12 protein-coding genes are annotated in these 16,189 nt (G+C 42.6%); 8 read left to right on the top strand and 4 right to left on the bottom strand.

The annotated features are described in order from the left end of the window. Positions 1-12: 12 nt before the first annotated feature. Positions 13-327, top strand: a complete 315-nt coding sequence (locus NT175_14005) for a DUF3467 domain-containing protein (protein ID MCX6235811.1) — start codon at positions 13-15, stop codon at positions 325-327. A 68-nt stretch (positions 328-395) separates the two neighbouring features. Beyond that, positions 396-533, top strand: a complete 138-nt coding sequence (locus tag NT175_14000; GenBank protein ID MCX6235810.1) for a hypothetical protein — start codon at positions 396-398, stop codon at positions 531-533. A gap of 60 nt (positions 534-593) precedes the next feature. Here the strand turns inward: NT175_14000 and NT175_13995 are convergent, their stop codons facing one another. The 4 genes from NT175_13995 to NT175_13980 all read right to left on the bottom strand — a co-directional run bounded on the left by NT175_13995 (position 594) and on the right by NT175_13980 (position 5,418). Continuing rightward, positions 594-860 carry a type II toxin-antitoxin system RelE/ParE family toxin gene (locus tag NT175_13995; GenBank protein MCX6235809.1) on the bottom strand — a complete coding sequence of 89 codons (267 nt, stop codon included), beginning with the start codon at positions 858-860 and terminating at the stop codon, positions 594-596. Beyond that, the gene (locus NT175_13990; GenBank protein MCX6235808.1) at positions 857-1,057 is read right to left on the bottom strand and encodes a hypothetical protein; all 201 of its coding nucleotides are present in this window, start codon (positions 1,055-1,057) and stop codon (positions 857-859) included. Before NT175_13990 ends, NT175_13995 begins: the two co-directional genes overlap by 4 nt. 755 nt (positions 1,058-1,812) lie before the next feature. Continuing rightward, positions 1,813-5,091, bottom strand: coding sequence for a PDZ domain-containing protein (locus NT175_13985; protein ID MCX6235807.1), 3,279 nt, complete (start codon positions 5,089-5,091; stop codon positions 1,813-1,815). A gap of 111 nt (positions 5,092-5,202) precedes the next feature. Then, positions 5,203-5,418, bottom strand: a complete 216-nt coding sequence (locus NT175_13980) for a hypothetical protein (GenBank protein ID MCX6235806.1) — start codon at positions 5,416-5,418, stop codon at positions 5,203-5,205. A 15-nt stretch (positions 5,419-5,433) separates the two neighbouring features. Here NT175_13980 and NT175_13975 point away from each other — a divergent pair, with 15 nt between their 5' ends. From NT175_13975 to NT175_13950, 6 genes are all read left to right on the top strand, one after another. Beyond that, entirely contained in the window at positions 5,434-6,147 is a 714-nt protein-coding gene (locus tag NT175_13975) for a hypothetical protein (protein MCX6235805.1), read from the top strand. 74 nt (positions 6,148-6,221) lie between these two features. Continuing rightward, positions 6,222-7,406 carry a PLP-dependent aspartate aminotransferase family protein gene (locus NT175_13970; protein MCX6235804.1) on the top strand — a complete coding sequence of 395 codons (1,185 nt, stop codon included), beginning with the start codon at positions 6,222-6,224 and terminating at the stop codon, positions 7,404-7,406. A gap of 18 nt (positions 7,407-7,424) precedes the next feature. After that, positions 7,425-9,740, top strand: coding sequence for a patatin-like phospholipase family protein (locus NT175_13965; protein MCX6235803.1), 2,316 nt, complete (start codon positions 7,425-7,427; stop codon positions 9,738-9,740). A 282-nt stretch (positions 9,741-10,022) separates the two neighbouring features. Next, positions 10,023-12,218: a DUF349 domain-containing protein gene (locus NT175_13960; GenBank protein ID MCX6235802.1), complete on the top strand. Its 2,196-nt coding sequence runs from the start codon at positions 10,023-10,025 to the stop codon at positions 12,216-12,218. Then, positions 12,218-13,309, top strand: coding sequence for a chorismate synthase (gene aroC, locus NT175_13955; protein ID MCX6235801.1), 1,092 nt, complete (start codon positions 12,218-12,220; stop codon positions 13,307-13,309). The genes NT175_13960 and aroC overlap by 1 nt, the downstream gene beginning before the upstream one ends. Before the next feature lie 7 nt (positions 13,310-13,316). Next, complete coding sequence (locus tag NT175_13950) at positions 13,317-16,166, top strand: AsmA family protein (protein ID MCX6235800.1); 2,850 nt, start codon at positions 13,317-13,319, stop codon at positions 16,164-16,166. The last annotated feature ends 23 nt before the right edge of the window (positions 16,167-16,189 follow it).

Raw genomic sequence — 16,189 nt, 5'->3', positions numbered from 1 at the left:
AATTTATTTATCATGGAAGAACAAAGAAATCCCGCTCAGCTTAATATTGAGCTGAGCGACGAAGTGGCTGAAGGGATATACTCTAACCTGGCCATCATCACACATTCACCGTCGGAGTTCATCATCGATTTTGTCAAGATGATGCCCGGCGTGCCAAAAGCCAAGGTGAAATCACGCATTATTTTAACACCACAGCATGCCAAGAGGCTGTTCAGGGCATTGAAGGATAATATCACCAAGTACGAGTCGGTACATGGCACTGTCAAAGAACCAACAGGTGAAGCAATGCCTCCGTTTCATTTAGGAGGGCCGACAGCACAGGCTTAAAAAATAAGCAGCGGCGACGCTGCTTATTTTATTTGTCAATGTGCCAATTAGTTGAGGTGCCAATGTGTTTGAATAGGAGGGATGATAGCCTGCGGGAGAGGTTGCCCCTTTTCAATGCTTCATTTCAATTCCGTTATGGTGCGATTGATAGTATTGCCGACTCATCATCACATGAAACGGTTTTTGGCTGCATTGAAATCATCTGATCACATGGAGGATCATTTAATCGATGTGGAACTCATTTAAGCGAAAGTAGAAAAGTAGGATTATGGGAAGAGTTTATAAATGTCCTTCCTATGTGCTATTCTTGCAAAAATGATTTTATCTTTTTGTATAACTACACCAATTCTGTAATTACCAATTTTTATCCGATAGGCACTTTTGAATCCTTTAAGTTTTTTCAGATTCGGTATATCTTGTGGTTTATCGGCTTTTTCAACAATATCAATGACATTTGCTATTTCAGCGAGGATTTTCTTTGATAGTATAACACTGATGTCTTTATAGAAGTGATTTAAATATACAATAATCATTTTCTACCAAGGATTTCCATAATTTTTTTACGTGGTACTGTTTTTGAGAAATCAGCTTCTTTTATTAATTCAATTAATCCAAAGTCTTCCTTTTCTTCATCAGTCAATTGTCTGCTTTTAATTTTCATTTTCCTGAGAATATCAGACAACAATTTTGATTCTTCCTTGGATTTTGTCTTGACAATAAATACTTCCATGGTCCTATGATTTTCTGCAAAATTAATATAACAGCAGTAGATTTCAAAGCTTAGAATGTTTTAAATAATCCTTACTGGCTGAAGTCAATTTCAATTCCGGTATGGTGCGATTGATAGAATATCTTCGTGATGTTGACCCCCGTTATTGATGATTATGCCCCCTCCCCGAAAGGCACTTTATAGGCTCTTTTATTTTGGTTGGTTATATTTGTTTTAAGGCTTATATGGTACTTGCAATCTTTAATGATTTACATACATCATGCACTACCACTTGATTGAGTGACACTCTATAGATTCGTCTACTGCGACCGTTCACCGTTCTTTGTATATTTACGTTTTAAGATTGAGTGACACTCTATAGATTCGTCTATTGTGAATTCTGCATTATTTTACTCACTGGTATTGATATGTTGCCCCCCCTTGGTTTTACTTTGATATAGGAAGATTATTATCAAAGCAAAAAGGTTATAGTGGGGATCAGTATTGCCAGAATAGCGTGTTATATGCTTTACTAAAAATAACTGACGTTCTGGCAATGCTAATCCCTTTGGTTTTCCTGTTTTGGTTTATTTGATTGTAACCGTAACTTTTTACCTCTTAGGCACAGTTATTCACAGAAGATTGTTTAAGAGATTTTAAGTCAGATGGATAGACAGGATAAAAAGTTAAAAGATATTTTTTCTTTCGGAGAGTTATTGACTATTCAAAAAAGGGATGACACCTCCGGGGAGATGTCATCCCTTTTTTGTTTTATTTTATTTGCTCTTATCCGGAGGTTGCGGGATATCCGGTATTGGCTTGTAGTTCTTCAGTTCTTCTGTAATCACCTCTATGGCTTTATTCAGTTGGTCGTCGATTCCATTATATTCTTTTGCCGGGTCATTATCAATGGCAATGTCAGGTTCCACGCCATATCCTTCGATGATCCATTTGCTTTCTTCGGAGGAATAGGAGGCAAACTCCGGCTTGCGCAGGTCGCCGCCATCGATGAACGGCAGAGAGCCACGGATGCCGACAACGCCGCCCCATGTGCGCATTCCAATTACCTTGCCCAGGTTATGCTTCTTAAATGCATAAGGGAAAAGGTCTCCATCGGAAGCGGAATACTGGTTGATGAGCAACACCTTGGGGCCGAGCATCATCTGCCGCGGTGTCTGGCCCGGTATGGTCACATTTCGCGCCATGTTTGCCCTGGTGACCTCACGCTGCAACCGCTCGATGATCATGGGTGATACATTGCCGCCACCATTGCCGCGGTCGTCGATGATAAGTGCCTTTTTTGAAAGCTGGGGATAGAAGTATTTAACGAACTCATTAAGTCCTGCGGGGCCCATATCGGGAATATGGATGTAGCCAACCTGCCCGTCAGTGGCATCGCTCACCTTTTTAATGTTGTTCTGCACCCAGGTATAATAATAAAGTTGGGCTTCATTCCCTACCGGCACAACGAGGACATTGCGGCTGCCTGTCTCTTCCGGCTTGCCGTTAATAGTCAGTTCAACTTCTTTTCCGGCTGTGTTGACTAGCGACTCGTAGATATCGGTCATAGTTTTTGTGGAGACACCATTGACTGCAAGTATGTAGTCGCCTTCATGTGCATTGACGCCGACCTGTGCCAGTGGCGAATAAAGCTGGTTGCTCCAGTTTTCACCTTTGAGTATCCTGTCGATCCGGTAGTATCCTGATGCATCACGGCTGAGACGGGCGCCAAGCAATCCAAGCTGTATCCTCTCCGGCGCGGGTTTGTCGCCACCACCCACATAAGCATGGCCAATGCTCAACTCGCCGATCATCTCACCGATGAGATAGGTCAAATCGTTCCGGTTATTCACATAAGGTACCATGACTGCATACTTGTCGTGCATAGCCTTCCAGTCGACACCATGCATGTTCGGAACATAGAAGAAATCCCTCATCTGCCGCCAGCTTTCGTCGAAAATCTGTTTCCATTCTTCTTTATTATTCACCATCACCTTCATGGAAGAGAGATCAATAGTTTCATCCATTTTTATTTTGGATGAGGGAAGGTCGATGATTGCGTACTTACCGTTGGCGCTGACGAGCATTTTCTTGCCGTCGGCTGAGATCTCAAAGTTACCCTTTGTTTCCAGGCTGGTTTCTTTTTTATCTTTCAGTTCAAAGAATTTGATGCTGTTGGCTCCATCTGATGCTGTGAAGATATAGTATAACTTGTCGCCGACATTCTGGAGGTTAAAGTAATTCCCAACAGGCACCGGTAACCCTATTATCCTGTCCTGTATGCCATCAATATCGATTTTGGTGTCTTTTGATTCCTTCTTTTCCTCCTTGGTGTCTTTGGCATCGCCTTTTTCCTTTTCACCGGTTTTTTCAGCTTCAGGCTTCACTTCCTCCTTTATCGACACCTCATCGTTTTCGGGTGCAAAAGGTGACGGTGTATCCTTTACCAGTGTTATCATGTAGACCTTGCTCATGTCTTCATAAGCATAGTTCCATTCCACATTACTGTATATCGGGTTGAAATCCCGGTCGGAAACAAAGAAGATGTATTTGCTGTCGCGGCTGAAAATGGCATCTCCGGAGTCGTACCATTCTCCGGTGATCTCATAGGCTTTGCTGTCCTGCAGGTTATAGATGCACACCCTTCCCATACCATTTTGTTCGGGACGGGTGAAGACTATCCATTTACCGTCGGGTGACCATTCAAACTCTGTATATTCCCACACTTCCGACTTTTCGACATGCGTCACTTTTTTCGTGTCTATATCCAGATATTGCAGGCGGAGCATTTTATCGCTCCAGAGCAGTTTTTTACTGTCGGGCGACCAGCGCAGGCGATATTTATAAGTGTCACCACCGGTGGTGATCTGAACAGGCTCCTCGCTGCCATCCTGCTTGATAATATATATCTCATTCTCACCTGTCATATCGGAAATAAAGGCTATATACTTTCCATCAGGTGACCACAATGGATTGCGCTCATGAACGCCGGAAGTCTTCGTGAGGTTGCGTGTGATCCCTTCCTTGGCGGGTAATGTCCAGATGTCGCCACGCGCCCAGCACAGCATTCTTTTGCCGTCAGGCGCTATCTCAAAGGAGTTGATGAATTTGGAGGCATCTTTCAGTTCATCCCTGCCGGTGATGAAGTCATCGGCAATAGTAATCATTATCTTATTCACCTGTTCTGTGGCGAGATCAAGGTAATAAAGGAAACCGCCCCTCTCAAAAATGATGGTATTATCACCGATCGAAGGGAATTTGATATCATAATCGGTGTAGTTGGTGACTTTCCTGGTCTCTTTTGTGGTGGTATTGTAGACGAAAAGGTTCATGGTGCGGTCGCGGTCAGAAAGGAAGTAAATCTTATCCCTGTACCACATGGGAATGATATTCTGAGCGTCGCTGGAGGTGATAGTGGTGGTTGTCGCAGAGTTCATGTCGAGAATCCATATTTCGTCGGCCATGCCTCCGCGGTAGTACTTCCATGTACGGAATTCTCTGAAGACACGGTTGAAGGCAAGCTGTTTTCCATCCGGCGAAAAAGAGCAAAATCCCCCTGTTATCAGCGGCAATTCGGTCGATAAACCGCCGTCAAGGGATACTTTGAAGAGCTGCCCTGTAAAATCATTGAAGGTCTGTTTGCGTGAACGGTAAACAATTTCTTTACTATCGGGAGTCCATGTCATCACGATGTTATTTGGTCCCATGCGGTCGGAGATATCATCCCTTCCCAGTGTAGCCGTATAGGTCAACCTTCTCGGAACACCACCTTCAGCCGGCATCACATAAACTTCGGTGTTGCCATCGTACTGTGCCGTAAAGGCAAGATACTTTCCATCGGGAGAAAAACGGGCAAACATCTCATAGCCCTCATGATTTGTGAGCTTACGTGCCATCCCGCCGCTTTTTGCAACCGTATAAAGATCACCGGCATACGAAAAAACAACCTGGTCGCCATGAATGGCAGGGAAACGCATCAACCTGGCTTCAGCCTGGGCATGTAAAATACCTTGGACCATGGTTATCAACAAGATCAAAATAAAGTACTTTTTCATGAATTGAAGTTTTAGATTTATACTATAGGATTAATCGATTTCCAAATGAATGACGGCAGATAATAAAAGAGGACAGATGCACTGCACAAATTTAGAGATTTGGGCTGTTATTTACGAATACTGTGCCACTTTTTGTATCAGTTTTAATATCAGGCGATTTTCCTGAGCAAGACTGATAAAATCCTTCCGGGATGTTCCCAAATGTACACATGATGTCCATTGTCGGACAGTGACATATTTATTTTTAATAAATGAAGCATAAAAGTAATCAGAAGGATTAACTTTGCTTTTCTTATTAAGAATAAGGGCAAAATTATTAGTAGTCATGAAAAAATTTACGATATGAAAAAGTTGATAGGAATTTTTATTCTAGGAATGCTTTTACCAGGCATTCTGCATGCACAGGTCATCACAAAGGAGTATGATATGCCGCAATATCTGGATGTTGAAACGCAGTCGGGTAACATCCAGTTGTTTATGTTGACACCTGAAAGTCCGTATATCGGATTAAAAGGTGATCCTTTTCTTGTGGAGTCATTTCAAAAGGGCTTCCTCGTCATTGATGGTAACATTAAAATCAAGGATGTCCTTCTGCGTTATAATATTTACCACCAGCGAATGGAAATGTTAAAGGACACCACAATATATGCGATTAGTTACCCCGACAGGATAGAACTACTCAATATCGATGGAAAAGAATTTGTTTATAGCCCCTTTAGAGATGAGAAAGAGATCACTCGTGGTTATTTCGAAGTACTTAGTTCCGGTACATATATGCTGCTTAAACGATATATATGTCGTTTAGAAGAAGGATATTACAACGTGCAGTTAAGTGCTGGTGACCGGTCGTATAAATATGTTAAATTCGACAGTTACTTTTCTGCGAAAAGTGATACTCCGGCAGCTAAGCTGAAAACTTCAGCCAAGGGAATATCGGAAGTGCTGGAATCGAAGGATGGGAGCATTGAGCGTTATATCAAAGAGAATAAGCTTAATATGAAGCATGAAGAGGACCTGATAAAAGTGTTCTCATACAAAAATTCAAATTTAAATTAAATAAATATATTTTCATTTCGAAAGTCGTTTGTGGTTCTTTGGGTTGAATTTCATGAGTGGAAATTAAAAATTTAATCATGCATAAGAAAAAAATGGGCTTTAATTCCATGTTGATACATGGCGGGCAAATCGATGATTTTTATGGCAGTGCAACGACGCCGATCTATCAGACGTCAACATTCAAATTCAAGAGTGCAGAACATGGCGCACAGTGTTTTTCGGGTGAATCGGATGGGTATATCTACACCCGCATTGCCAATCCAACCATCAGGGCTCTGGAGAATGCCGTAGCCGAGCTGGAGAATGGGTATGGAGGCATAGCGACCTCTTCGGGCATGGGTGCTGTTTCATCTGTTTACCTGGCCTTTCTGGGGAAAGGAGATCATATCGTTAGCCATGATGCTTTGTATGGGCCCTCACGGGGGATAATTGAAACTATCCTGTCTCGGTTTGGAGTGGAATATACGTATATTGATGCCACGCTCACCGACAACGTAAAAAGCGCACTGCAGCCGAATACAAAGCTAATTTTCCTGGAGACGCCATCGAATCCGACCATGGGCATACAAGATATAGTTGCTATCAGTAAGATAGCCAGGGAAAAAGGCATTCCGCTCTGCGTGGATAATACGTTTTGCAGCCCCTATCTCCAACAACCCCTTGAACTTGGTGCTGATATCGTCGTGCATTCGATGACAAAATTTATTAATGGCCATGCTGACGTAGTGGGTGGGATGATCGTCACCAAAGATGAAGCATATTATAAGTGTCTCCGGCCGGTAATGGTCAATATGGGATTCAACATGGATCCCCACCAGGCTTACCTGATTCTCAGAGGCTTGAAAACACTGGCATTACGATTAGACAAAGCACAGGATAATGCGATGAAGATCGCTGAGTACCTCGAAGGTCATCCTAATGTGGAGTGGGTGAAATACCCCGGATTACACTCACATCCACAGTATGAGCTGGCCTGCCGCCAGATGAGAGGTCCCGGCGCAATGATCAGTTTTGAACTGAAAGGTGGCGTTGAAGCTGGTAAGATCGTGATGAACCATGTCGGATTTATTCTGCTGGCTGTGTCACTTGGCGGCATCGAAACCCTCATTCAGCATCCGGCATCGATGACACATTCAAAGATGTCAGGCCAGGCACGTGAAAAAGCCGGTATAACCGATGGATTAGTCCGCCTGTCAGTCGGAATTGAAGATACTGATGATATCATCAGTGACCTGGATCAAGCTTTAAATCTTATATAATTTAATTTGTCGCCTGTCATGCCCAGACGGGTTATCATCACCGGAATATCAATTTTTTTTGCTATCCTCATGGTTTTATCTGTGAGAGGATATGCCCAGAAGGTCTGTCTGGTACTGAGTGGCGGTGGTGCCAAAGGCGTGTCCCATATTGGTGTGATAAAGGCGCTGGAAGAAAATGGCATTCCTATCGATTGCATTACAGGCACTTCAATGGGAGCATTGATAGGTGGCCTTTATGCCAGTGGATTTTCTCCGGATGAAATGACCACCTTGCTCACCTCCAGTGAATTCCAAACATGGATAACAGGAACAATCCCCGAGGAGTATCTTTATTATTTCAAGCAGCCTGATCCGGATCCTTCATGGCTGAGTCTGAAATTTAATATCGATTCATTACGAGCATCAAGAATACTTCCTTCCAATATTGTGTCGCCGGTTATGCTGGATTTTGGTTTCCTGGAGATCTTTTCGCAGGCCAGTGCGGCATCGGGGTATAATTTTGATAGCCTGATGGTCCCCATTCGCTTTGTAGCTTCTGATATTGCCGACAATAAGCCCGTCATACTGAGGAATGGTGATCTTGGTCTGGGATTAAGGGCGGCTACAACATATCCATTTTATTTTAAGCCAATACGGCTTAACGGGAAATTGCTGTATGACGGAGGCATGTATAATAATTTCCCTGTAGATGTTGCCATTAATGAATTCCACCCGGATGTCATCATAGGGAGTAAGGCTGCCAGCAATTATAAAGCCCCTGATGAGAATGATGCACTCTCGCAACTTGAAAACATGCTGATGGAAAAAACCAACTACTCGGTGCCTGAAGGAAAGGGCGTGCTGGTGGAACCTGAGCTTGAACCGGTGAATGTTATTGACTTTTCCAATACCCTGGCTTTTATTGACAGCGGATATATTGAAACTCTGCGGCATATCGATGAGATTAAAAGTTTCATTAGCCATTTTTCTAGCCCCAATGAAGTGAAACAAAAAAGGGAGGAGTTTATTCGTCACCTGCCGCCTTTTGTGATTCAAACAATCAATATTAACGGACTGAACAAGAACCAGGCATACTATGTCAGACGGCAACTGGCGCATAAAGAAGATACAATTTCAATTGAGCCGTTAAAAATGGAATATTTTAAACTCCTTGCCGACCAGCAGGTGGAGGTTGTATTCCCCAGGACGAGATTTAATGAATCGAGCGGATATTTTGACCTGTTCCTGGATTTTAAAAAGGAGAATCACTTGAATGTCGAGTTTGGTGGCGACATATCGTCAGCGCCTGTCAATGAAGCCTATGTAGGTCTGAGATACAATTACCTGAACCAGGTCGCTCTCAACCTGGGCGCAAGTTCACATATCGGACGCTTTTACAGTGCTGCCCAGATATCAGCCAGGATTGAGTTCCCTTTCAATATTCCGTTATATTTAAAGTCATCCATATCATTTAATCAGTGGGACTATTTCAGAACTTCAACCTATTTCTTTGAAGATAAAAATCCATCCTATCTTATTCAAAATGAAGATAATATTGATCTTCATGCGGGGGTTCCCTTTGGCAGAAAGGGGAAGATCGACATGGGCGGCGCCATCGCTCATATCAGGGATGATTATTACCAGAGAAATACCTTTAGCAGGACAGATACTGCGGATAAAACATATTTCGATATGCAAGCCTTGGATGTGCTTTATGAGATCAACACGCTGAACAGGAAGCAATATGCCAGCGACGGAGAGAACCTGTATATGAATCTGAAATATATCACCGGAAAAGAGACCACTGAACCCGGATCTACATCTATGTCGGACGAGATTGAAAAACGCCATCATTTCTGGGGCCAGTTTAAGCTTAGATATATTAATTATTACCCCTTTGGGAAAAAGTTTCGTTTTGGCGTTCATGCGGAAGTACTCTTATCCAGTATTTTATCAAATACAGATCTGTTTTCCAATTACACTGCCAGTGTCCTGATGGCTCCCGCCTTTCAACCCATACCTGAAAGCAAGCTCCTGTTCATCCCTGAATTCAGGGCTTTTAATTATGGTGCCGGAGGTATGAAGTTATTGTTTAACATCAGTAAGAATCTTGTTTATGATATTGAAGGATATATCTTTTTACCCTACCAGCAGATCATCCAACAGCCTGATTATACTGCTGAACTGGGACCACCGTTCAGCGCAAGGCTGTATATGGCCTCCACAGCCTTTATATATCATAGCCCTATCGGACCTGTAAGCTTCAGCCTGAATTTTTATGACAGAACAGTCGATAAACTGTCTTTTATCTTCAATTTAGGGTATGTTATATTCAATAAAAGAGCAATTGACTGATGATGAATATACTACACTTAACATAGAGTTCTGTTAAATTCCATAAAAATAGTTCATGGTATTAAAATATTACTATTTTTGCAGTCCGGCTTTTGGAATCGTTAATATATAAAATATTTAATGTTTTTCTTTTAGCGGATTTACATGCACAAGCGTTAAAACCGTTACGTCATAAATACACTATGTGTTAAAGTCAAATAATTACAAGTACATTATCATAATCCTGTCATGACCTTTGTTAGGACAGGAGGAGAACTCTTAACTGTTTAAATGAACAGAACAATGGACGAAAACCAACTTATATCCAATCCTCCTGAGGATCAGATCAACCAGGAAAATTTAATTCAGGAGGAACCAAGCGAATTAAAGGCATCTGTCGAAGCGATCATCAGTTCGGATGATGATCCTGTCACGGATGTTGAAATCTCCGGTGAGGTGACAACATCTTCACTGCCAGCGGATGAACCTGCTGCTGCTCCCAAGGCAGCAGATGTACTGCCTGAAAAGCCAAAGCGCCGTCCCGGACGACCTAAAAAAACCGCACCACCGGCAGAAATAATTGTTGCTGCGGATATAATCTCTGAAATAGCTCCTCCATCTGAAGCGAAGGATCAGCCTTCTGTTCCTTCTCCCTCTCCAATGGTGGAGCAGGATGCCATTGTGCATCTTACCCCCGTGGAATCCGGAGAAATTAAACTGGAGATAGATTCCGATGAAATTGAAGAGGCCGAAGAGGAAATTGAGACCAGGGTGAGCGTGGAGAATTTTGATGATTATTCCAAAGCGCAGCTTGTCGATCTCATCGAAGAAACCGTCAAGGAATCAGATATAACCAAGATAAAAACACGGGTGGCATTGATCAAGGTCGCCTTCCTTAAACGGAACAGGGAAGACAAAGATCATAAACTGTCGGAATTCATTTCCGCAGGTGGTGTTGAGGGCGACTTCCTGCCCGCCACCGACCCGCTGGAAGAGCGTTTTAATGCCGCCTTTGAAAAATATAGACAGAATAAATCTATATTTAACGAAGAACTCGAAAGGATTAAACACGCCAATTTTGAAACCAAGAAGAAGATACTGGAAGAACTCAAGGAACTCATTAATTCAGAAGAAACCCTTAAAAAAACCTATGATGAGTTTAAGTCACTTCAGGATCAATGGAAACAGATAGGCCTTGTTCCCAAGAATGAAGTCAATAACCTTTGGCAGTCATACCATTTCCTGGTTGAGAAATTCTTCGACAAGGTCAAGATCAATAAAGAGCTTAAAGACCTGGACCTGAAGAAAAATCTTGAATATAAAATCAGGCTGTGCGAGAAGGCAGAGGAGCTGCTTCTTGAACCCTCTATCAATAAATCCTTCAAAGAGTTACAACAACTTCATGAAGATTGGAAGGAGGTGGGTCCGGTTGCTCAGGATAAAAAAGATGAAATATGGGAACGTTTCAGGAGTGTCACTGAAAAAATCAATGAACGGCGACGGGAGTACTATCAAGAACTCCAGCAGGATCTGGAAAATAATTATAACACAAAACTTGTACTTTGCGATAAAGCAGAACAATTAATTGCCATTCCCAATGAGTCGGTTTCTGACTGGCAAAACAACACGGAACAGATAAATGAGTTGTTCAGGATTTGGCGATCTGTAGGCCCTGCCCCAAAAAAATATAATGATAAAGTTTGGGAACGATTCAAATCCGCTATTGATATGTTCTTTTCCTCGAAAAAGGAATATTTTGGCAAGGTTAAGGAACAACAAATTAATAATTATAACCTGAAGCTGGATCTGTGCGTTCAGGCTGAGGCTTTGAAAAATAGCACCGACTGGAGGCAAACAACCCAGGATTTCATCGCCCTGCAGAAAGACTGGCGAAATATTGGCCCTGTGCCACGAAAACATTCCAATAAGATATGGAGGAGATTCAGGGCAGCATGTGATGAATTCTTCAGTAAAAAAGCCGAATATTTTTCAAATATCCAGAAACATGAAGAGGAAAACCTGCATCTGAAGGAAGATCTGGTAAAACGGGTTCAGGAAGCTCAATTTACCGGCGATAAAAATGAAGATCTAAGGATCATCAAGGAAATGCAGCGTGAGTGGATGGATATTGGACATGTGCCGATGAAAGATAAGGACAGGCTGCAGAATGAATTCCGCAGTGCCATCAACAAACAGCTCGATAAACTGAAAATCAATGCTGTTGAGATCAGTGCACTGAATTATAAATCACGCTATGAATCATTAAGGAATGCTCCTGACTCACAGCACATGCTCAGCAAGGAAAGAAATATTCTCATTAACAAGATCACCCGGTTAAAAGAAGATATCGGATTGTGGGAGAATAACATCGGATTCCTGGCACAATCGAAAAATGCTGTACTGCTTAAAAATGAATTCGAGAAAAAAATTAACAGTGCCAAACAGGAAGTGATCATTCTTGCAACCAAACTCAGGATCCTCAATGGTCAGAAAACTTAATGGCTGGTAATATATTTGGAATAGTCTTCCGGCTTATCACCTATGGTGAATCACATGGTGCTGCCATCGGCGGCGTGGTCGATGGTTGTCCCTCCGGCATCATGATGGATTCAGATTTCATTCAGAGTGAACTGAACAGACGGCGTCCGGGTCAAACCCACCTGACATCCCCAAGGGATGAAAAAGATCCTGTTGAAATCCTTTCCGGGGTCTTTAATGGAATGACTACCGGCGCTCCCATAGCATTTATTGTCCCTAATAAGGATGCCCATCCTGAGGATTATACAGATTTAAATGGTGTTTTCAGGCCATCGCACGCTGACTATGCTTATTATAAAAAATATGGCATCTACGATCACAGGGGCGGGGGACGTGCTTCGGCAAGGGAGACCATTGCCAGGGTGGTTGGTGGCGCCATAGCCAAGATGATCCTAAAAGATTATGGCATTACCATTCGGGCTTATGTCAGCAGCATCGGGCAAATTGCGCTCGCCACGCCATACGATGAACTTGACCTGACATCTGCCGAAAGCAGCCCTGTGCGTTGCCCTGATTCCAGATGTTCTGAAGAGATGACCAGATTGCTCGAAACCATCATTGCTGAAGGCGACAGCATCGGTGGTTCAGTGACATGTGTTATCAAACAGGTTCCGGCAGGACTGGGTGAGCCGGTGTTTGACAAGCTCCAGGCGGACCTGGCTAAAGCTATGCTGAGTATTAATGCAGTGAAAGGATTTGAATACGGTTCCGGTTTTAAAGGATCCTCAATGAAGGGCTCTGAACATAATGATCAAATTATAGCTACACCTACTGAACATGATCCGGTTTTTCATACGCTGACAAACTACTCCGGAGGCATTCAGGGTGGCATATCCAACGGTGAGGATATTTATTTCAAGGTGGCTTTTAAACCTGCTGCCGGTATCAGAAGGGAGCAACGTACTGCTGATATACATGGGAATGTGGCCAGTATCATCCCCGGCAAGAGGTATGATGCCTGCGTGGCTATACGTGCTGTCCCCATTGTCGAGGCTATGGCTGCCATTGTTATCACCGACCACCTCCTGCGGCAAAAGGCTTATTCTAAATGACAATATGATGAAAAAAATATTAAAGATCTTCGGAATTGTAATTATAATTCTTTTACTCATTGCAGTCCTGACTCCTTTGTTATTTAAAGGCAAGATCATCGAGAAAGTCAAACAGGAAGCCAATAAAAGTCTCAACGCGAAAATCGGTTTTGAAGGATTCAAAGTATCGCTTTTCAGGAATTTTCCTGATCTGAGTATCGGGATCAGGAACTTTACAATTGTCGGCATCGATGAATTTAAGGATGACACTCTCGCTGTTATTCCCTCACTGTCCATTACAATAAATCTGAAGAGTGTACTTAAGGGTGACACCTATGAAGTAAAAAAGGTCAGTGCAGAGCAGCCCGATCTTCTGCTTAAGGTTCTTAAAAACGGGAAAGCCAACTGGGATATCGTCAAGCCTTCGGAATCTTCACCGACTCCCACCGCTGAGGTTACAGAGGCGCCATCGTCATTCAGGATCGCTTTAAGGAAGTTCGCAGTCACAAAAGGGAAAATTATTTACAACGACGAAGAAACCAGAACTCTGGCTGAAATCACCGGCTTGGATATCCTGTTATCAGGCGATCTGACAGCTGATGTCACAAAACTTGATGCAAATGTAAACATTGGGGATTTGACTGTCGGTTATGACGGAATAACTTACCTGCACCATGCAAAGGCTGATTTTAAAACGGTTATTGATGCCGACCTGGTAAATTATAAATATACCTTCACTTTAACTGAGGTCACCATCAATGATGTAATCCTTGGTATAGAAGGATATGTTGCCATGCCGGGGGACAATATTGCGATGGATTTGACATTTAATTCCAGAAAAACTGATTTCAGGAGCTTACTGTCGCTGGTGCCGGCGATATATGCCAAAGATTTTCAGGACGTTCAGACATCAGGCCTTCTGACTTTAAATGGTGATGTTAAAGGTATATATAATGAAACACTATTCCCGTCATTCCATTTAATGATTAGTGTCGAAAATGGAATGTTCAAGTACCCTGATCTTCCGGTAGCGGTGACTAATATCCGTTTACTTTCAAAAATAACCAGCCCCGGCAGCACACTTGACAGCATGATCGTTGAAATTCCCCAGATGCACGCTGAGGTGGCTCAAAATCCTGTCGATATAAGGTTAATGTTAAAAAATCTTATGTCCGATCCCTGGATTGACGCAAGTATGAAAGGCACAGTGAATCTTGGCCAGATCAAGGATTTTTATCCGCTTCCGGCCGAACAGAAACTTGACGGGCTTATTACAGCCGATTTCTCTCTGAAAGGTTCTATGTCATCCCTTGAAAGTGGCGCTTATGATCAGTTCACCGCACTGGGATTTATCATCGTTGATAATTTGAATTTCAGCGACCCTGCTTTTCCAGAGGGCATTCAAATCTCTAAAGCAAGGATAGATATTTCTCCTGAATTTATCCAACTCTCTGCATTCGATTCAAAGTTTGGGAAAAATGATTTCAGCGCAACAGGTAAGCTGACCAATTATCTGCCCTATTTTCTTAAGGATGGAACGATAAGTGGTCAGCTGGTCACCAAATCACAATACATCAATCTGGACGATCTTTTATTCGGATATGACCAGGGATCTGTGCAGGCTGGTTCTGCCGATACAACGTCATCACTTGCTGTGATTGAGATACCATCGGATATTGACTTCATATTGACCTCCGGTTTTGACAGGCTTATTTATGACAAGATCGACATGTCGAATGTGAGGGGTATAATAAAAATCCTGGACAGCAAAGTCACGCTGCAGGAGTTGAAAATGAATGCATTGGGCGGAGAAATGATCATTAATGGCAGTTATGATACCCATCTTCCACACCACCCTGAAGTAGACTTAACACTAAATATTAAGACCTTAGATATTCAGCAGGCTTATAACACATTTGCGGCGGTGGAAACCTTTGCTCCTCTGGCGCAAAAGACAAAGGGTTTATTTTCCACCAGCCTGAAAATGAAAACTGAACTGGATTCGGCAATGATGCCGGTATATAAATCACTGACCGGTGGTGGAAATCTGTTGACTTCCAATATCGTTATTGAGGATATCCAGGCAATGAATCAGATTGCCAACATTTTGAAAATTGATAAATTCAGAAATATGACCCTCGACAAGATCAACCTAAGTTATGAATTTATTGATGGTAAAGTGGTTGTCAAACCATTTACATTTAAGCTGGGAAATATCGGGGCTCAGATCGGAGGTTATACATCCTACCAGGGAGCTATCGATTATATATTGCATCTTCAAATCCCGAAAAGTGAATTTGGTAATTCATTGAATGCTGTCATGGGGAATCTGCTGAGTAATGTCAATAAGCTCGGCACAGATATTACATTGGGGGATATTGTTAATGTAGATGTGCTGATTGGAGGGACAGTGACACAGCCAACTGTTAAGGCTGGCCTGAAGGAAACTATTGGCACACTGGTGGATGATCTTAAAAAACAGGCTGAAGAGGAATTATTAAAGAAGAAGGAGGAGCTTGAAAATCAGGCCAGGGAGGAAGCTGCAAAATATATGGTACAGGCGCAGGCAGAGGCTGATAAGATCATGCAGGAAGCGCAGAAAAAAGCCGATGGCATTGTGAGCGCAGCTCAGCAAACTGCCGATAAAATGAAAAAAGACAGTGAAGTCAATGCTGCAAATCTGATTGAGGAAGGTAAGAAAAAGGGTCCTCTAGGAGAAATAGCAGCACGCAAGGCGGCTGATGAGATGAAAAAAGAAACAGCCAGAAAAGCTGACCGGTTGGTTGAGGAAGCCAAAAAACAGGCATCAGGCATAATGGCAGAGGCACAAAAAAATGCCGACAGGATACTACAGGATGCCAGAAATAAGACGAAATAAACATGTTAAAATTTGTTAAATGT

Source organism: Bacteroidota bacterium, from assembly GCA_026391695.1.
GTDB lineage: Bacteria > Bacteroidota > Bacteroidia > Bacteroidales > JAGONC01 > JAPLDP01.
Note: the sequence above shows the minus strand (reverse complement) of the source record. Positions and strands in the feature narration are given on the sequence as shown.

What these genes read in the sequence shown, in the direction of transcription:
- NT175_14005 (MCX6235811.1), top strand. Translation starts at nt 13, where the DNA reads ATGGAAGAACAAAGAAATCCCGCTCAGCTTAATATTGAGCTGAGCGAC.
- NT175_13995 (MCX6235809.1), bottom strand. Translation starts at nt 860, where the DNA reads ATGATTATTGTATATTTAAATCACTTCTATAAAGACATCAGTGTTATA.
- NT175_13950 (MCX6235800.1), top strand. Translation starts at nt 13,317, where the DNA reads ATGAAAAAAATATTAAAGATCTTCGGAATTGTAATTATAATTCTTTTA.
- aroC (MCX6235801.1), top strand. Translation starts at nt 12,218, where the DNA reads ATGGCTGGTAATATATTTGGAATAGTCTTCCGGCTTATCACCTATGGT.
- NT175_13990 (MCX6235808.1), bottom strand. Translation starts at nt 1,057, where the DNA reads ATGGAAGTATTTATTGTCAAGACAAAATCCAAGGAAGAATCAAAATTG.
- NT175_13985 (MCX6235807.1), bottom strand. Translation starts at nt 5,091, where the DNA reads ATGAAAAAGTACTTTATTTTGATCTTGTTGATAACCATGGTCCAAGGT.
- NT175_13960 (MCX6235802.1), top strand. Translation starts at nt 10,023, where the DNA reads ATGGACGAAAACCAACTTATATCCAATCCTCCTGAGGATCAGATCAAC.
- NT175_13975 (MCX6235805.1), top strand. Translation starts at nt 5,434, where the DNA reads ATGAAAAAGTTGATAGGAATTTTTATTCTAGGAATGCTTTTACCAGGC.
- NT175_13980 (MCX6235806.1), bottom strand. Translation starts at nt 5,418, where the DNA reads ATGACTACTAATAATTTTGCCCTTATTCTTAATAAGAAAAGCAAAGTT.
- NT175_13965 (MCX6235803.1), top strand. Translation starts at nt 7,425, where the DNA reads ATGCCCAGACGGGTTATCATCACCGGAATATCAATTTTTTTTGCTATC.